Below are 18,403 nucleotides of genomic sequence, written 5' to 3' on the forward strand. Positions count from 1 at the left end.
GAGCCCGTCATGACCCTGTCCGGCAGCAACCGCCGCGCTCGCGGAGAGCAGCTCAAGCAGGAGCGACTCGAACGCACCGCCCGCACCTCGAAGCGATTCCCGTGGCTCATGCCGGCGATCGTGGTGCTCGCGGTGGTCGTGGTCGTGACCGGTGTGGCGATCGCGATCGCCCTCGGGAAGTTCTTCTGACCGAACTGCTCCCTCTCCTCGCCGGCTCCGCGGTCGAGGTCGCTCCGCGACTGCTCGGCGGACTGCTGCGAGGTCGGGGCGTCACGGTCCGACTGACCGAGGTCGAGGCCTATCGCGGCGAGACCGATCCCGGATCCCATGCCTTCCGCGGTCCCACGCCGCGCACCGCGATCATGTTCGGCCGTCCCGGCACGCTCTACGTGTACTTCTCGTACGGCATGCACGTCTGCGCCAACGTGGTGTGCTCGCCCGAGGGCGAGGCCTCGGCGATCCTGTTGCGGGCGGGCGAGGTGGTCGACGGTCTCGAACTCGCCCGTTCGCGCCGGGTGACGAGTCGTTCCGATGCCGATCTCGCCCGTGGCCCAGCGCGGCTCTGCGTGGCGCTCGGCATCACGCTCGCCGACCTCGGCGACGACCTCGCGACGGGAGAGATCCAGCTCGATCCGCCGGACGATCCGCCGGATCAGGTCGCCAGCGGTCCGCGCACCGGGGTGTCGGGCCTCGGGGGATCCGAGGCGTTTCCCTGGCGGTTCTGGATCCCGGGCGACCCTACGGTGTCGCCCTACAAGGCGAGCGTTCGACGGTGACGCCCGCCCGTCCGCGCCACGCTAGCTCAGAGCGCCGCCCGGCAGCACGATGATCGCGGCGCAGACCGCCGCCCAGATCATGCTCGTCAAGGTGCCGATGATGAACCGTTCGCGCGCCGGGGCGCTGTCGAGCTCGCTGAAGCGGCCGAGCCCCTTGACCGCGATGACCCCCGCGATCGCTTCCGGATGTCCGACCGCGATGGCCGCGACGATCGCGAGTCGTTCGAGGTATCCGATCCACGCCCCGCCGCGGAGCACCTCGCGAGGGGTGCGCTCGCCGTTCTCGGTGATCAGGATGCCGCCGAATCGGCCGTCCTCGGCCTGCCCGTTCGAGGCGAGCCTCAGCACGAGCGCCGTGAGCGGGCTTCCGGCGACGACCCCGAGGCCGGCGAAGCCGAGCGCAAGCAGCACGTGCAGCGCGTGCGCCGGCGCCGGCAGTCCGATCCCGAAGGCGATGGCCAGCACGGCCACCACGACGGGGAGCGCGGCGACGGTGGCGAGCAGGGGCTGGCGGATGCGGCGCGCGACGATCGACATCGCGAGCGCACCGAACACCAGCGCGATCGCGGTGACCCAGGCGCCGACGCTGAGGGAGCTGACGACGGACATGCGGTCGATCCTGCCTCAGACGCCGTCGTTCACGCGGGAGGCGAGCCGGTCTCGGCGAGCAGCGTGACGAGAGCGGTTCGTGCGGCCGCGTCGAGGCGCAACTGTGCCGACTGTGCCCGCAGACTGACTGCCTGGGGGGTGATCCCGAGCTTCTCGGCCGCCTGCGTCTGTGTGTCTCCGCCGTCGAGCAGCGCGGCGAGCTGCCAGCCCTCGGGGGTGCGGCGGGCGCGCAGCGCGAGCAGCAGCTCCATGAGGGGCTGAAGCGTCGCGGCATCCGGATGCCGACCCGCCTCGATCTCGAGTGCGAACCGCAGCGGCCGTTTCTTGGCCGCGTCGACGGCGGTGCGAGCGAGTTCGAGCGCGGAGCCGGCAAGTGCTCGGGTCGTCGTCGGCAGCGGATGCCGTACCTCACCCACGGCCAGGCCGACGCTCCACTGCGCGCCGCGGGTGAGATGCAGCACCGCCTCGAGAGCGGTCGTCGCGTCGGCGGTGACGAGTTGCAGTTCGTCTCCGGCGGTGCGATCGGGGGGGAGCAGCAGGCGGGATCCCCCCAGCCTGCTCAGTTCGACGAGTTCGCCGTCGACGAGGTCGTCGGCGTGTCTGCTGCCGACCTGGTCGGCCGTGATCGCGAACATCTTGGCTCCTGCCTTGATCCGTCGTGAATCAAGCCTAATAGCTTAATATCGGAACAATCAAGCCGTGAAGCTGAGGTCAGCGTCCGCCGCCGCCCCCGCCGCCGAAGCCGCCACCCGAGAATCCGCCTCCGAATGAACCGCCGCCGAAGCTGCTGCCCCCGGACGAGCCCCACGATCCGCCCGACGAGGTGGGCGGTGGGGTCCGCGCGAACGACCCGGGTTGCATGGAGTGGCTGAATGCGTCGAGGCCGAGGAGGAAGCCCGTGCTGGCGAACTGCACCCCCGTCGTCTGCACCGGGGTCGTCGCATAGTGCGCTCCGAGCACCTTCGCCCACTGCGCCTCGATGCCCCAGACCATGGCCCAGGGGAGCAGCCGCTCGTAGAGCTTGACGACCTCGACCTCGTTGCTCGGATCGATCGAGGTGCGTTCCGCCCCGGTCGGGCTCTGGAGCATCCGCAGCCGATCCGCCTCGGCCAGCTGCAGGTAGTCCCGGATGCCGAGCAGCTGATCGCGCGCCTCGGCGCCCTGCGCCGTCAGCCGTTCGGGCGCCCCGGCGAAGCCGATCGCGATGAGCGAGCCGACGATCAGCACGACCATCTGCCAGAAGAACAGCGCACCGGCGACGCTGGCCGAGCCTCCCCAGATCGCGTCGTAGACCGAGGCGCCGAGCACCACGACGAGCAGCAGCCGCAGAGCGACGGTGATCGCGCTCCTGCGGCCCACCAGGTACTTGCGCGTGCGCAGGCTCGCCCGTACCTCGCCCTGGAGTTTCGCGATCGCGTCGCCGAGCTTCTCGTCGGACCGATCGAGGGTGAGCACGTCCGCCCGATCCGCCAGCGCGAAGAGGGCATCGAACGCCCGCCGGTCGTCGTCGACCTTGAGGACCTCGCGGTCGAGCTTCTGCAGCCGATAGCGCCGATCCGGATCCTCCTCCGGCTCCTCGAGCAGATGCGCGGCCCCGAGCACGGCGAAGTTCACGAACTCGGCGGGCAGTCCGGCGTTGCCGCGGTGAAGCAACTCGGCCGACTGCATCACGCCGATCCCGTCGGGCGCCTCGTAGCGCGCGACGATGATCCCGCGTCCCGGATGGTCGCGCCAGACGAACAGTCGCATGCACACGATCAGCAGGGCGATCGCGGCGAGCAGCGCGAGCAGCACCCACGGAAGCACCGCCGCGCGCGCGTCGTCGTTCGCCGTCGGACCGGGGCGGAAGGTGTGCGGGGCGAAGCCGATCGCGAAGGTCGCCGTCTGGTACGCGCCGACGTTCTGCACCGAAAGTGCATAGCCGTCCGCGGTGCGATCGATCGTGCACGAGCCCGTATCGCCGTACGCGCCGACGTAGCAACTGGCGTGGCCGGTGAGCTTCGCACCGATCCCGTTCTCGAGGTGGATCCTCGCCGTGACCTGGCCGAACGTCTGCGCCCACCCGTTGCCGTTCACATCCCAGTAGAACTCGTCGTCCTTGGTGTCGGTGAAGTAGTGCGCGGCGTACTTCTGGGTGTACTCGATCACGTAGCGCGTGCGCCCGTGCACATAGGCGTCCGTTCCGAGCGAGACATCGAGGAAGTCGCCGTCCCGGCTGGTCTCGTAGTGCACGGGTGCGCCGTTCCCGTCCGTGACCTTGACGATCTGGACGTCCTCCTCGACGCGCGTGGTCGTGTCGAAGGTCGGGATCGCGCGCACGATCCCCCGGTTCTGGTCGTAGTCGGGAAAGAGCGCCACGATCGTCTCGACCGTGCGCAGGGTCGAGTACCCCGCGGCGTCGCGGCCGAGATAGTAGTCGGCGGTGAGCGATTCGAAGCTGAAATCGTCGACGCCGGCTCGGGCCGGCGCGGGGGCGGAGCCGACGCCAAGAGCAAGGCCCAGGAGGGCGGCCAGTGCAGCGAAAGAGAGCAGTCGTCGGATCACGCAGCGAGCCTAGCGGCGAGGTGCCCGGAGCCGGGAGGGTGGGGCGCGGGGCGGTCGCACGCCGCTGATAATCTGTGCCGGTGCCAGAAACCCCGAGCGTTCTCGACCGGCAGCGCAACGATCCGTCCTTCTCCGGAGTCTGGGACGAACTCGTCTGGCGCGGTCTCGTGCAGGTGTCGACGGACGCCGCCGCGCTCGAGGCGGTCCTCGCGGGCCCGCCGATCACCTACTACTGCGGCTTCGACCCGACGGCGCCCAGCCTGCACCTGGGCAACCTGGTGCAACTGCTCACGCTGCGTCGCATCCAGCTGGCCGGCCACAAGCCGCTCGGCCTCATCGGTGGATCCACCGGCCTGATCGGCGATCCGCGCCCCACGGCCGAGCGCACCTTGAACACCAAGGACACGGTGGCCGAGTGGGTCGGCTACCTCCGCGCCCAGGTCGAGCGGTTCCTGAGCTTCGAGGGCGACAATGCCGCCCGCATCGTCAACAACCTCGACTGGACGGCAGGGCTCAGCGCCATCGACTTCCTGCGCGACGTCGGCAAGTACTTCCGGGTCGGCACCATGATCAAGAAGGATGCCGTGAGCGCCCGCCTGAACAGCGACGCCGGAATCAGCTACACCGAGTTCAGCTACCAGATCCTGCAGGGTTTCGACTTCCTCGAGCTCTACCGGCAGTACGGCTGCGTGCTGCAGACCGGCGGCAGCGACCAGTGGGGCAACCTCACGAGCGGCACCGATCTCATCCATCGAGCTGAAGGCGTCTCGGTGCACGCGATCGGCACGCCGCTCATCACGAACTCCGATGGCACCAAGTTCGGCAAGAGCGAGGGCAACGCGATCTGGCTTGATGACACGCTCACCAGCCCGTACGCGTTCTACCAGTTCTGGCTCAATACCGACGACGCCGACGTGATCGCGCGCCTCAAGATCTTCACCTTCCTGCCCCGCGCCGAGATCGAGCGGCTCGAGCAGGCGGTGGCGACCGAGGCGTTCCGGCGCGAGGCGCAACATGCGCTCGCCTCGGAGGTGACCGAGCTGGTGCACGGCCGCGCCGCCCTGGAGGCGGTCATCGCGGCGTCCGAGGCGCTCTTCGGGCAGGGCGACCTGGCGGGGCTGGATGCCGCGACTCTCCGATCGGCGATCGCCGAGCTGCCCCGCGCGAGCGGTGGTCCCGCGACGCCGGTCGCCCAACTCCTCGTGGACGCCGGGCTGACGTCCAGCCTGGGGGAGTCGCGGCGCGCGATCGAGCAGGGCGGGGTCTACCTCAACAACGCCCGAGTCGACGACACCGGGGCCGTCCTGGGCGACAACCTGCTCGCGGGCGGCATCGCGGTGCTGCGCCGCGGCAAGCGCACCCTGGCGGGGATCCTGGCCGCTTGACGCCGATGTGCACTCTCGAGGATTCGTAACATCACCGATATCCGCGTGTCCTATGCTCAGCTTCGGGAGGCGCCATGGCGGACGAGGCACGCGGTGAGGACGACGAGTTCGCGCGGCTGCTCGGCGAGCTGAACCGCCCTATCGCGGGCCCGGCACACGCATTCCCCGCTCAGCCCTCCGCGCCTCCCGAGCTGATGGGCGCCGACCAGCTCGCCGCGCCGCCGCGACCGGTCGCCCCGGCCCCCTACGCCTTCGCTCCCGCGCCGTCCGTCGCCTCCCTGGCTCCGTCCGCCCCGCCCCCGCCCGGGGCGGCACAGGTCGCCCCGTCCTCGCCCGCGCCCTCCGCGAGGGTCTCCGCGCCGCCCGCGACGGCAGCGGCGGCGCCTCCACGAGCGGACGCGCCCCTCGACTTCGCCGCCGTCCTGGCGACTCCCGTCGCCGATGGCACCCCGAGCGGACCGGCATCGGCGCTGTGGTTCGGAACGGGTGCTCCCGACGCCGACGAGGTCGACCTGGAGCGATCGACGGTGGGGGAGAAGCTCGTCCTGATCCTCGCGATCGTGCTCGCTCCTCTCGGGCTGATCGCGGGGCTCATCGCCGCGGGTACGAGCGTCCGCCGCCGCGGGTGGGTCGTGGGGGTGGTCGGGGCCTCGATCGCGGTCGGCGCCGTCATGACGGTCGTCCTGGGCGTCGGCGGCTACCTCGGCTACACGGTCTGGCAGCAGCAGGTGCAGCACGCGAGCGTCGCCCGTGCGAGTGCGGCCTTCTGCGCGACCTTGAAGGCGGACCCGACCATGCTGCAGTCGCCGACGTTCGGCTGGCCGGCCGTCGCGGGATCCATCCCGGACTCTCTGGCGGCGATGCAGGCCTACGAGGATCGCTGGGCGGCACTGGCGAAGAAGTCGCCCGCCGGGATCAGGCCGGAGGTGAGCAAGATCGCCGATGCGGCCAAGCAGATCATCGCGCAGGTGACGATCGCGCGCACGGTCAACGACGCGGCGAACGTCCAGGTGATGACCTCGGTGGCGTCCGCGTCGAAGGTGCCGACATGGCACGCCGAATACTGCACCTGACCGGTCGCGATCACCGGGATACGGCGCGACACGCCCGGGATACCGCCGGGATTTGGCAAGAGCCCCGGCTTCCCGTAACGTAATCCCTCGTCACCCCAAAGGTGCGGGAAAGCCGAAGAGCTTCCCGGCCTCAAGCGGGACACCATCTCCGGTAACTCACACGGATTCGGTTGAGAATCTGATTCTCGACGAAGTCCATGGAGCGTGCCTAAGATGGAGCCCACCACGGGCGCAGGAAACAATGTTTCCAGCAAGTGTCACAGACACGTCCGGTTGGTGGTAGGTTAGAGCAGTTGCCCTGAATCAGACCCGAAAGAGTTGCGATTCTGGCGCGCCCGATCCTTGAGAACTCAACAGCGTGCACTATGTCAAATGCCAAATATTACCTCGGCGATCGATCTTCGGATCGGTCGTTTGAGATTCCTTTGGATTGACGGATTGTCAGTAGACAATCCTTTAGTCAGATCAAACTCGTCGCAGCCCACCGGTTTTCCCCGGCAGCTGTGACACAGATGTGCCGCCGACTTCGGTCGACGTGCAATCAAACATTTACGGAGAGTTTGATCCTGGCTCAGGATGAACGCTGGCGGCGTGCTTAACACATGCAAGTCGAACGGTGAAAGAGGAGCTTGCTCCTCTGGATCAGTGGCGAACGGGTGAGTAACACGTGAGCAATCTGCCCTGGACTCTGGGATAAGCGTTGGAAACGACGTCTAATACCGGATACGCGACGCGAAGGCATCTTCAGCGTCGGGAAAGAACTTCGGTCCAGGATGAGCTCGCGGCCTATCAGCTAGTTGGTGAGGTAACGGCCCACCAAGGCGACGACGGGTAGCCGGCCTGAGAGGGTGACCGGCCACACTGGGACTGAGACACGGCCCAGACTCCTACGGGAGGCAGCAGTGGGGAATATTGCACAATGGGCGCAAGCCTGATGCAGCAACGCCGCGTGAGGGACGACGGCCTTCGGGTTGTAAACCTCTTTTAGTAGGGAAGAAGCGAAAGTGACGGTACCTGCAGAAAAAGCACCGGCTAACTACGTGCCAGCAGCCGCGGTAATACGTAGGGTGCAAGCGTTATCCGGAATTATTGGGCGTAAAGAGCTCGTAGGCGGTTTGTCGCGTCTGCTGTGAAAACTGGAGGCTCAACCTCCAGCCTGCAGTGGGTACGGGCAAACTAGAGTGCGGTAGGGGAGATTGGAATTCCTGGTGTAGCGGTGGAATGCGCAGATATCAGGAGGAACACCGATGGCGAAGGCAGATCTCTGGGCCGTAACTGACGCTGAGGAGCGAAAGCATGGGGAGCGAACAGGATTAGATACCCTGGTAGTCCATGCCGTAAACGTTGGGCGCTAGATGTGGGGACCATTCCACGGTTTCCGTGTCGCAGCTAACGCATTAAGCGCCCCGCCTGGGGAGTACGGCCGCAAGGCTAAAACTCAAAGGAATTGACGGGGGCCCGCACAAGCGGCGGAGCATGCGGATTAATTCGATGCAACGCGAAGAACCTTACCAAGGCTTGACATATACCTGAAAAGGCTGGAAACAGTCTCCCCGCAAGGCAGGTATACAGGTGGTGCATGGTTGTCGTCAGCTCGTGTCGTGAGATGTTGGGTTAAGTCCCGCAACGAGCGCAACCCTCGTTCTATGTTGCCAGCACGTAATGGTGGGAACTCATAGGAGACTGCCGGGGTCAACTCGGAGGAAGGTGGGGATGACGTCAAATCATCATGCCCCTTATGTCTTGGGCTTCACGCATGCTACAATGGCCGGTACAAAGGGCTGCAATACCGTAAGGTGGAGCGAATCCCAAAAAGCCGGTCTCAGTTCGGATTGAGGTCTGCAACTCGACCTCATGAAGTCGGAGTCGCTAGTAATCGTGGATCAGCAACGCCACGGTGAATACGTTCCCGGGCCTTGTACACACCGCCCGTCAAGTCATGAAAGTCGGTAACACCCGAAGCCAGTGGCCCAACCGCAAGGAGGGAGCTGTCGAAGGTGGGATCGGTGATTAGGACTAAGTCGTAACAAGGTAGCCGTACCGGAAGGTGCGGCTGGATCACCTCCTTTCTAAGGAGCTTCTGCTGCAACTCCCGAGGGAGTTGTTAGCCAGAGCCACACCATCGCCACAACGGTGATGGGTGGTTGCTCATGGGTGGAACATTGACATAGAGCTCGAGTCGAACCTCGAGATCCCAGTACGTCGGCTTGCCGACAGGAACGGATCGAAAGTCGACGCTCGGGCTATGCACGTTGTTGGGTCCTGAGGGACCGGGCCGGCGATCGCGCCTCCTTTGCGGGAGAACGCGGCGTCGTGACCTTACCTCTGGACTTCGATCGTCCTGGCCAGCGGCCAGAGCGACGGAGTACCGCCCGTATTTTGAGAACTACACAGTGGACGCGAGCATCTTAGATTCGTGACCTTCGGGTCACGTGATCTACAAGATGATCAAATAGGAGGCTCCTTCGGGAGTCTTCCGATAGATCATTGGTCAATCTGCAGCTGACGGAACGTGCCTTCGGGCTCAGTACGCCGGCTGTCGATCGATTCTAAAAACTCATGTAGTCAAGTTTCTAAGAGCAGACGGTGGATGCCTTGGCATCTGGAGCCGAAGAAGGACGTAGCAATCTGCGATAAGCCTCGGGGAGCTGATAAGCGAGCTTTGATCCGAGGATGTCCGAATGGGGAAACCCCGCTGGGCGTACTTGTACGACCCAGTGACTCCCGCCTGAATATATAGGGCGGGTAGAGGGAACGTGGGGAAGTGAAACATCTCAGTACCCACAGGAAGAGAAAGCAACCGCGATTCCGTTAGTAGTGGCGAGCGAAACCGGAACAGGCCAAACCGATCATGTGTGATAGCCGGCAGGCGTTGCATGGTCGGGGTAGCGGGACCTTCAGGTACTTCTGCCGAAGTACACGTTGACATGCGCGTTATAGATGAACGACTTTGAAAGGTCGACCACAGAGGGTGCCAGTCCCGTAATCGAAATGACGCGCAGCGGCGGAAGGGATCCCAAGTAGCACGGGGCCCGAGAAATCCCGTGTGAATCAGCCAGGACCACCTGGTAAGCCTAAATACTCCCAGATGACCGATAGCGGACAAGTACCGTGAGGGAAAGGTGAAAAGTACCCCGGGAGGGGAGTGAAATAGTACCTGAAACCGTCTGCTTACAAACCGTTGGAGCCTCCTTAGTAGGGGTGACAGCGTGCCTTTTGAAGAATGAGCCTGCGAGTTAGTGGTATGTGGCGAGGTTAACCCGTGAGGGGCAGCCGTAGCGAAAGCGAGTTCGAATAGAGCGATTCAGTCGCATGCCCTAGACCCGAAGCGAAGTGATCTATCCATGGCCAGGTTGAAGCGACGGTAAGACGTCGTGGAGGACCGAACCCACTTGGGTTGAAAACCGAGGGGATGAGCTGTGGATAGGGGTGAAAGGCCAATCAAACTTCGTGATAGCTGGTTCTCTCCGAAATGCATTTAGGTGCAGCGTTGCGTGTTTCTTGCCGGAGGTAGAGCTACTGGATGGCCGATGGGCCCTACAAGGTTACTGACGTCAGCCAAACTCCGAATGCCGGTAAGTGAGAGCGCAGCAGTGAGACGGTGGGGGATAAGCTTCATCGTCGAGAGGGAAACAACCCAGACTACCGACTAAGGCCCCTAAGCGTGTGCTAAGTGGGAAAGGATGTGGAGTTGCATAGACAACCAGGAGGTTGGCTTAGAAGCAGCCACCCTTGAAAGAGTGCGTAATAGCTCACTGGTCAAGTGATTCCGCGCCGACAATGTAACGGGGCTCAAGCACACCGCCGAAGTCGTAGGATTCGCATTATAGGTAGGCCTTCGTGGTCCAGCCGTGCGGATCGGTAGGAGAGCGTCGTGTGGCGAGTGAAGCGGCGGGGTGACCCAGCCGTGGACGCCACACGAGTGAGAATGCAGGCATGAGTAGCGAAAGACATGTGAGAAACATGTCCTCCGAAAGACCAAGGGTTCCAGGGTCAAGCTAATCTTCCCTGGGTAAGTCGGGACCTAAGGCGAGGCCGACAGGCGTAGTCGATGGACAACGGGTTGATATTCCCGTACCGGCGAAGAACCGCCCAAGCTAATCCAGTAGTGCTAAGAGTCCTAATCCGGCAGACGGATCCCTTCGGGGTGAAGCAGCCGGCCTAACGCTCGACCCCATTCTGGTGCGGTTAGCGTATTAACAGGTGTGACGCAGGAAGGTAGCTGAGCCGGGCGATGGTTGTCCCGGTGTAAGGACGTAGGGCGAGAGATAGGCAAATCCGTCTCTCACATAGCCTGAGATCCGATGCGTACCCCTCACGGGGGAAATCAGTGATCCTATGCTGCCAAGAAAAGCATCGACGCGAGGTTCTAGCCGCCCGTACCCCAAACCGACTCAGGTGGTCAGGTAGAGAATACCAAGGAGATCGAGAGAATCGTGGTTAAGGAACTCGGCAAAATGCCCCCGTAACTTCGGGAGAAGGGGGGCCGAATTGGTGAATGGACTTGCTCCAGGAAGCCAAGGAGGCCGCAGAGACCAGTGGGAAGCGACTGTTTACTAAAAACACAGGTCCGTGCGAAGTCGCAAGACGATGTATACGGACTGACGCCTGCCCGGTGCTGGAAGGTTAAGAGGAAGGGTTAGCTTCGGCAAAGCTCTGAATTTAAGCCCCAGTAAACGGCGGTGGTAACTATAACCATCCTAAGGTAGCGAAATTCCTTGTCGGGTAAGTTCCGACCTGCACGAATGGCGTAACGACTTCCCAGCTGTCTCAACCGCGAACTCGGCGAAATTGCACTACGAGTAAAGATGCTCGTTACGCGCAGCAGGACGGAAAGACCCCGTGACCTTTACTACAGCTTGGTATTGGTGTTCGGTGTGGCTTGTGTAGGATAGGTGGGAGACTGTGAAGCTGGCACGCTAGTGTCGGTGGAGTCATTGTTGAAATACCACTCTGGTCACTCTGGATGTCTAACTACGAACCGTAATCCGGTTCTGGGACAGTGCCTGGTGGGTAGTTTAACTGGGGCGGTTGCCTCCCAAAAAGTAACGGAGGCGCCCAAAGGTTCCCTCAACCTGGTTGGCAATCAGGTGTCGAGTGTAAGTGCACAAGGGAGCTTGACTGTGAGAGTGACGGCTCGAGCAGGGACGAAAGTCGGGACTAGTGATCCGGCAGTGGCTTGTGGAAGCGCTGTCGCTCAACGGATAAAAGGTACCTCGGGGATAACAGGCTGATCTTGCCCAAGAGTCCATATCGACGGCATGGTTTGGCACCTCGATGTCGGCTCGTCGCATCCTGGGGCTGGAGTAGGTCCCAAGGGTTGGGCTGTTCGCCCATTAAAGCGGTACGCGAGCTGGGTTTAGAACGTCGTGAGACAGTTCGGTCCCTATCCGCTGCGCGCGTAGGAAATTTGAGAAGATCTATCCCTAGTACGAGAGGACCGGGATGGACGAACCTCTGGTGTGTCAGTTGTTCCGCCAGGAGCACCGCTGATTAGCTACGTTCGGAATGGATAACCGCTGAAAGCATCTAAGCGGGAAGCCAGCTTCAAGATGAGATTTCCATCCCTTCGGGGGAGAGGCTCCCAGCTAGACGACTGGGTTGATAGGCCGGATGTGGAAGTGGGGACTAAAGACCCATGGAGCTGACCGGTACTAATAAGCCGATAACTTGATAACACCATGTTTTTTTAGACATGCTGCTCGCGTCCACTTTGTGGTTCCCGATTTACGGTCGGGTACTGCAGTACAGATCCAATCGATCTGTCCGCAAACTGATTGAGAAATCAATAGTGTTTCGGCGGCCATAGCGAAGGGGAAACGCCCGGTTACATTCCGAACCCGGAAGCTAAGACCTTCTGCGCCGATGGTACTGCAAGGGTGACCTTGTGGGAGAGTAGGACACCGCCGGACTTCTTTGTGAAATGGCCACCCGCCCAGCGGGTGGCCATTTCGCGTTAACGCACCGCGTCGTTCGCGACGCATCACCGCACTATCTGGAGTCGAGATGACCGATCCGTCGGAAGAGTCCGATCGCCCGCGCAGGGCGGATGGACCGAAGGGCCGCGCTGGATCCGGCGGAGGCCAGCGGGGGGGAGCTCCCCGCGGCGGTTCGCGCGATCGTGCGACGGGCCGTGAGGGCGCTGGGACTCCCGAGCGCCGTCCCGCACCGCGTCGTGATGGTGGTCCCGCACCGCGTCGTGATGGTGGCTTCGCGCCACGTCGAGACGGTGGTGCCGCGCCTCGACGCGACAGTGGTGCCGCACCGCGTCGTGAAGGCGCCCCTCGTCGTGATGGTGGCGCGGCGGCGCCCCGTTCTGGCGCGCCGAAGCGCGAGGGGTGGACCCCGCGCGTGGGTGGCGCAGGGGCTGGTGCGCCGCGCACTGGTGCGCCACGTACTGGAGCGCCGCGCCGAGACGGGGCTCCCGGGCGGGTGCCTCCGCGCCGCGATGGAGCTCCTGCTCGTGCGGGTGCGCCGGTGCGGTCGGGGCGTCCTCCGGCCGGTAGCGATCGACGACCTCCGCGCGCGCTCGATGACGACTCGCGTCCGAGGCATGACGATCCCGAGATCCCCGAGGACATCGAGGCGAAGCAGCTCGACAAGGTCGCGCGTGCCGAGCTGAAGACGCTCAGCAAGGAGAACGCCGATTGGGTTGCTCGCCATCTCGTGATGGCCGGTCGCCTGATCGACGACGACCCTCAACTGGCCCACAAGCATGCTCTGGCCGCCGGTCGACGGGCGGGCCGTGTCGGGGTCGTGCGCGAGACGGTCGCGATCACGGCATACGCGACCGGGGACTTCGCGCTGGCCCTGCGGGAGTTGCGCACCTACCGGCGTCTGACCGGCAAGAACGACCAGCTGCCGTTGATGGTCGACAGCGAGCGGGGGGTCGGCCGGCCGGATCGCGCGCTCGAGCTCGGGCGCTCGGTGCCCAAGGCCGAGCTCGACGTTCCGGTGCAGGTCGAATTGGCGATCGCGATGTCCGGAGCACGTCTGGATCTGGAGCAGCCGGAGGCGGCTCTCGCGGAACTGCAGATCCCGCAGTTGGATCCTGAGCGCGCCTTCGCCTGGAGCCCGGCGTTGTTCGATGCCTACGCGACCGTGCTCGAGGAGCTCGGTCACGACGAGGAGGCGGAGCAGTGGTGGCAGCGCTCCGACCGCGCCACGATCGCTCTCGAGCAGGCCGCGATCCCGGAGGGCGAAGACACGGTGGAGATCATCGAGGAGCTGAGCGCCGACGACGGAAGCACGGATGGCGCGCCGGTCTGATCCGGCGCCGGCCCCGCTCGACGGGGTCGACGTTCTCCTGGCCGACCTCGACGGCGTCGTCTATGCCGGCCCGCACGCGTTGCCATATGCCGTTGAGAGCATCAATCGCGCTCAGGCCGACATCCGCGTCGGGTATCTGACCAACAATGCCTCGCGTACCGCGGCTTCGGTGGCGGCTCATCTCACCGAACTCGGGCTGCGCGTCGTCGCCGACGACGTCGTGACCTCACCGCAGGCGGCGGCAGTCCTGCTGGCCGGCTTGGTTCCGGTCGGCTCGCGGATCCTGGTGGTCGGCGGCGACGGGCTCGTCGACGAGGTGCAGAAGGCCGGATTCACGGTGACACGCTCGGCCGACGACGATCCCGCGGCCGTGGTGCAGGGTTTCGCCCCCGAGGTCGGTTGGGTCCATCTCGCCGAGGCCGCCTATGCGCTGCAGGCGGGCAACGGCCACGCCGATCGGCCCTGGGTGGCGACCAACACCGACTGGACCATCCCGCAGGCGCGCGGGATCGCCCCGGGCAACGGGACCCTGGTGTCGGCGGTGCACACCGTCATCGGACGGCTGCCCCTCGTCGCGGGCAAGCCGGAGCGCGCCATCTTCGACGCGGCGGTCGCGCGCTTCGGGGCGCGGCATCCGCTGTTCATCGGAGACCGCCTCGACACCGACATCCTCGGCGCCAACCGCGCGGGGATGCCGTCCGCCCTGGTCATGACCGGCATCGACCGGGCCAAACAGGTGCTGGCCGCGGGCGTGGAGTCCCGTCCGCAGTTCCTGCTCGGCGACCTGCGGGAGCTGTTCGAGCCGTATCCGCCTGCCGTGACCACCACCGAGCGGCGCTCGGGCGACACCCTCGTGACGGTCAAGGACGCCGTCGTGCGCATCCACGGCAACGCGGTCCGAATCGAGCGTCCGGGCTCCCGATCGATCGACCTGCTTCGGGCCGGTGCCGCCGCGATCTGGGGTACCGGGTCGGCGATCTATGCGCTCGAGGTCGACCCCGGCCTCTATTCTGAGTCGTGATGATTGACGAACAGGATGCCGCGGGCGCGGTCGGCGACACGGCCGAGACCGTGGTCGACGACGAGCCCAGTGCACTGTTGACCCGGCTTCGCGTGATCGAGGACCAGCCGCTCGACACCCGCGCCGAGGCGCTCGCCCAGTTGCACGACGAGTTGCGCGCGCAACTCGAAGCGGGGGACGCGGCGCGACCGCATGCCTGACTTTCCCGAGCTGCCCCGGCTCGACGCCGAGCTCGTGCGCCGCGGTCTCGCCCGCTCGCGCGCCCTCGCCGTCGAGGCCGTGGCAGGCGGACGGGTGACGGTCGACGGAAAGGCGGCGCTGAAGGCCTCGCTGCGCATCTCGCCGGATGCCGAACTCGGGCTGGTCGGCGACGACGGCTATGTGAGTCGGTCGGCGCACAAGCTCGCAGCCGCGTTCGACGCGTTCGACGTCACGGTGCGCGGCCGTCTGGCGCTCGACGTCGGGGCGTCGACGGGGGGTTTCACGCAGGTGCTGCTGGAACGCGGAGCGCGTGAGGTGATCGCCCTCGACGTGGGGCACGCGCAACTCGCCCCCCTCGTGCGTGAGGACCCGCGGGTGCGGGTCGTCGAGGGCGTCAACGCCCGCTCGCTCACGGCGGAGGGGCTGGCGCGTGAGGCGGGGACCGAGTCCAGGCCCGAGCTCGTGGTGGCCGACGTGTCGTTCATCTCGCTCACGACGATCCTGCCGGCGTTGCGCGACACGGCGGACCCCGATGCCGACTTCGTGCTGCTGATCAAGCCGCAGTTCGAGGTCGGCCGCACCGGCATCCGGGAGGGCCTCGTGCGGGATCGCGCGCGGCGCCAGGATGCGGCATCCGCGGTGCTCTGGGCGGCCTGGGATCTGGGCCTGCCGACGGCCGGCATCATCTCCTCCCCATTGCCGGGGAGCAGTGGAAACCAGGAGTATCTGGTCTGGTTCAGCCGCGCCGTCGGAGGCAATCCGACAGAATGGGCAGGGGCGGTCGCCGCACTGCTCTAGCACGATCGCTCGTTTCCCGGGCCCGACGGAAGGATCCGCGCATGCCGCACGCGCGCCACCTGCTGGTCGTCGCCCACACGGGCCGCGAGGATTCACTGCGCGCCGGCGTGCAGGTCTGCCGCCAGCTCATCGAGGCGGGTCTCGTCCCCGTGGTCTCCGACGACGAACGGTCGGACCTGCTCGAAGCGGCGCCCGATCTCGCGCCGCTGCATCTGCTCGGCATCGATGTCGCGACCACCGAGCTCGAACTGGTCATCGTGCTCGGTGGCGACGGAACGATCCTGCGCGCCGCCGAGCTCGCCCGCGGCTGCAACGCGCCGCTGCTGGGCGTCAACCTCGGTCACGTCGGGTTCCTCGCCGAAGCCGAACGCGAAGACCTCACCGAGACGGTCGACCGGGCCCTCGCACGGGACTACGAGGTCGAGGAGCGCATGGCGCTCTCCGTGCGGGTGAAGCACGACGGAGAGGTCATCTGGGAGAGCTGGGCCCTCAACGACGCCTCGGTCGAGAAGGCGAGCCGGGAGCGGTCCCTCGAGGTCGCGATCGAGGTCGACGGCCGTCCGCTCTCGACCTTCGGCTGCGACGGCGTCGTCATGTCGACCCCCACCGGGTCCACGGCGTACTCCTTCTCGGCGGGCGGGCCCGTCGTCTGGCCGACCGTCGAAGCCCTGCTGATGGTCCCGCTCTCGGCGCACGCGCTGTTCGCGCGACCGCTCGTCGTGGGGCCGGAGTCCGCTCTCGCGGTCGAGCTGCTCGAACGGTCGGTGGGCAGCGGGGTCGTCTGGTGCGACGGTCGTCGCGCGTTCGACCTGCCGAGCGGGTCGCGCGTGATCGTGCGCCGATCCCCGATCCCGGTGCGCCTCGCTCGGTTGAGCCTCGGCCCGTTCACCGATCGGCTCGTCAACAAGTTCGCGCTTCCCGTCGCAGGCTGGCGCGGGCCGGCCGCCGAGGGCCGGGTCGCCGACGACGGGGCCGCCGACGAGGCCGGTCGGCCGTGATCGAAGAGATCTTCATCCGCGACCTCGGGGTGATCGGCGAGGCCCGGCTGCCGCTTGGAGCGGGGTTCACCGCGCTGACCGGTGAGACCGGCGCGGGCAAGACGATGGTGGTGACCGCCCTCGGCCTCGTGCTCGGGGAGCGCGCCGACGCCGGCGCCGTGCGGCTGGGCAGCGCTCAGGCCGTCGTCGAAGGGCATTGGGAGGTCGACGCGGCCGGTCCCGTGGCCGATCGCGTGCGCGACGCCGGGGGAGACCTCGATGCGGTGTCCCACGGTCGCGCCCAGCTCATCCTGAGCCGGTCGGTCTCGAGCGAGGGGCGCAGTCGCGCCACGGTCGGCGGGCGTGCGGCGCCCGTCGGCGTGCTGAGCGAGATCGGCGCGAATCTGGTGGTCGTGCACGGCCAGTCCGAGCAGATCCGCCTGCGGTCGTCGACCGCGCAGCGCGAGGCGCTCGATCGCTTCGCGGGTTCGGAGCTCTCCACCCTGCTCGGCGACTATCAGGAGGTCTTCCGCCGCTGGCAGATCCAGCAGGGCGAACTCGACGTGCTGGTCGCCGAGCGCGACCGGCGGGCCCGCGAGGCCGAGGAGCTGCGGCTGGCGATGGACGAGATCGAGGCGGTGTCTCCCCAGCGCGGAGAGGACGCCGAACTCGCCGAGCGTGCCGAGCGTCTTAGCAATCTCGAAGACCTTCGGCGGGCCGCGGTCGAGGCGCAGGAGGCCGTGTCGGCCCAGTTCGTCGACGACACCGGCGACGCGCTGGCCCGCGTGGACGGTGCGCGCCGCGCCCTCGACCGGGTGGCGGGCCATGACGCAGCCCTCGCGCCGATCGTCTCGGCCCTGGCCGAGGCGTCGTTCGCGCTCAGTGAGATCTCGGGTCAGCTCGCCAGCTATCTCGGATCGCTCGACGCGGACGGCGGGCGGGAGCTGGAGATCATCCAGGAGCGGCGGGCCGCTTTGACCGCCCTGGCCCGACGGTACGGGCCGACCGTCGACGAGGTCATCGACTATCTCGAGAGCGGCAGCAGCCGACTGCTCGAGCTCGACAGCGACGCCGACCGCATCCTCGAGCTCGGCGATCAGGTGGCCGCCGACCGCCGCCGCGTCGACGAGCTCGCCGCCGAACTGACCGCCGTGCGGCAGGTCGCCGCCGGGCGTCTCGCCGCCGAGGTGACCGCCGAGCTCGGCGCCCTCGCGATGCCCGACGCCCGGCTCGCCATCGAGGTGACCGAGCGCGAACTCGGCCTCACCGGTCGCGACCAGGTCGCCATCCTGCTGCAGCCCCACGCCGGCAGCGAGCCGCGGCCGATCGGGCGCGGTGCCTCGGGCGGCGAACTGTCGCGCGTCATGCTGGCCATCGAAGTCGTGCTCGCGGCGACCGATCCCGTGCCGACCTTCGTCTTCGACGAGGTGGATGCGGGCGTCGGCGGGGCGAGCGCCACCGAGATCGGTCGACGGCTCGCCCGCCTCGCGCAGACCTCGCAGGTCATCGTGGTCACGCACCTCGCCCAGGTGGCGGCCTTCTCGACCAACCACCTCGTGGTCGAGAAGGGCAGCGACGGCTCCGTGACGGCGAGCAATGTGCGCCTCGTGCACGGCGAGGAGCGCGCCGCCGAGATGGCACGCCTGCTGAGCGGGTCGCCCGACTCGGAGTCGGCGCTGGCCCACGCGCGGGAACTGCTCGACAATGCCCACCGGGTCGGTTGATCGCGCCCGGCTGCGCGGCGAGTCCC

The 18,403-nt window shown here is 66.2% G+C and carries 13 protein-coding genes and 3 rRNA genes; 13 read left to right on the plus strand and 3 right to left on the minus strand.

Translation table 11 applies throughout. The features are described from left to right. Positions 1-9: 9 nt before the first annotated feature. Both ACFPJ4_RS04015 and ACFPJ4_RS04020 read left to right on the plus strand, forming a co-directional pair. Complete coding sequence (locus ACFPJ4_RS04015) at positions 10-189, plus strand: hypothetical protein (protein ID WP_386738996.1); 180 nt, start codon at positions 10-12, stop codon at positions 187-189. A 5-nt stretch (positions 190-194) separates the two neighbouring features. Then, complete coding sequence (locus ACFPJ4_RS04020; protein ID WP_386739771.1) at positions 195-776, plus strand: DNA-3-methyladenine glycosylase; 582 nt, start codon at positions 195-197, stop codon at positions 774-776. A 21-nt stretch (positions 777-797) separates the two neighbouring features. Here ACFPJ4_RS04020 and ACFPJ4_RS04025 read toward each other — a convergent pair whose 3' ends face one another. From ACFPJ4_RS04025 to ACFPJ4_RS04035, 3 genes are all read right to left on the minus strand, one after another. Beyond that, positions 798-1,385, minus strand: a complete 588-nt coding sequence (locus tag ACFPJ4_RS04025; RefSeq protein WP_386738997.1) for a hypothetical protein — start codon at positions 1,383-1,385, stop codon at positions 798-800. Between the two features lie 29 nt (positions 1,386-1,414). After that, entirely contained in the window at positions 1,415-2,020 is a 606-nt protein-coding gene (locus ACFPJ4_RS04030) for a DNA-binding protein (RefSeq protein WP_386738998.1), read from the minus strand. Positions 2,021-2,096: 76 nt separating this feature from the next. Beyond that, positions 2,097-3,929, minus strand: coding sequence for a DUF2207 family protein (locus ACFPJ4_RS04035; protein WP_386738999.1), 1,833 nt, complete (start codon positions 3,927-3,929; stop codon positions 2,097-2,099). A gap of 80 nt (positions 3,930-4,009) precedes the next feature. Between ACFPJ4_RS04035 and tyrS the strand changes: the two genes are divergently transcribed. The 11 genes from tyrS (at position 4,010) to recN (ending at position 18,377) form a co-directional block, all read left to right on the plus strand. Then, positions 4,010-5,314, plus strand: a complete 1,305-nt coding sequence (gene tyrS, locus ACFPJ4_RS04040) for a tyrosine--tRNA ligase (RefSeq protein WP_386739000.1) — start codon at positions 4,010-4,012, stop codon at positions 5,312-5,314. Between the two features lie 74 nt (positions 5,315-5,388). Then, the gene (locus ACFPJ4_RS04045; RefSeq protein WP_386739001.1) at positions 5,389-6,387 is read left to right on the plus strand and encodes a hypothetical protein; all 999 of its coding nucleotides are present in this window, start codon (positions 5,389-5,391) and stop codon (positions 6,385-6,387) included. Between the two features lie 548 nt (positions 6,388-6,935). Then, positions 6,936-8,456: ribosomal RNA gene (locus ACFPJ4_RS04050) — 16S ribosomal RNA — on the plus strand. A gap of 494 nt (positions 8,457-8,950) precedes the next feature. Further along, positions 8,951-12,065, plus strand: a 23S ribosomal RNA gene (locus ACFPJ4_RS04055). A gap of 117 nt (positions 12,066-12,182) precedes the next feature. Continuing rightward, positions 12,183-12,299 (plus strand): 5S ribosomal RNA (gene rrf / locus ACFPJ4_RS04060). Together the 16S, 23S and 5S rRNA genes form the textbook arrangement of a ribosomal RNA operon. A gap of 565 nt (positions 12,300-12,864) precedes the next feature. Then, positions 12,865-13,656, plus strand: a complete 792-nt coding sequence (locus ACFPJ4_RS04065; protein ID WP_386739002.1) for a hypothetical protein — start codon at positions 12,865-12,867, stop codon at positions 13,654-13,656. After that, positions 13,640-14,677, plus strand: coding sequence for an HAD-IIA family hydrolase (locus ACFPJ4_RS04070; RefSeq protein ID WP_386739003.1), 1,038 nt, complete (start codon positions 13,640-13,642; stop codon positions 14,675-14,677). Before ACFPJ4_RS04065 ends, ACFPJ4_RS04070 begins: the two co-directional genes overlap by 17 nt. Next, the gene (locus ACFPJ4_RS04075; RefSeq protein ID WP_386739004.1) at positions 14,677-14,877 is read left to right on the plus strand and encodes a hypothetical protein; all 201 of its coding nucleotides are present in this window, start codon (positions 14,677-14,679) and stop codon (positions 14,875-14,877) included. Before ACFPJ4_RS04070 ends, ACFPJ4_RS04075 begins: the two co-directional genes overlap by 1 nt. Further along, complete coding sequence (locus tag ACFPJ4_RS04080; protein ID WP_386739005.1) at positions 14,870-15,676, plus strand: TlyA family RNA methyltransferase; 807 nt, start codon at positions 14,870-14,872, stop codon at positions 15,674-15,676. Before ACFPJ4_RS04075 ends, ACFPJ4_RS04080 begins: the two co-directional genes overlap by 8 nt. 41 nt (positions 15,677-15,717) lie before the next feature. Further along, positions 15,718-16,674 (plus strand): NAD kinase, encoded by a 957-nt coding sequence (locus tag ACFPJ4_RS04085; RefSeq protein WP_386739006.1) that lies wholly within the window; start codon positions 15,718-15,720, stop codon positions 16,672-16,674. Beyond that, on the plus strand, positions 16,671-18,377 hold the full coding sequence (gene recN / locus ACFPJ4_RS04090; RefSeq protein ID WP_386739007.1) for a DNA repair protein RecN: 1,707 nt from the start codon (positions 16,671-16,673) through the stop codon (positions 18,375-18,377). The genes ACFPJ4_RS04085 and recN overlap by 4 nt, the downstream gene beginning before the upstream one ends. The last annotated feature ends 26 nt before the right edge of the window (positions 18,378-18,403 follow it).

The organism is Lysinimonas soli (assembly GCF_042655435.1).
GTDB classification, from domain to species: domain Bacteria; phylum Actinomycetota; class Actinomycetes; order Actinomycetales; family Microbacteriaceae; genus Lysinimonas; species Lysinimonas soli.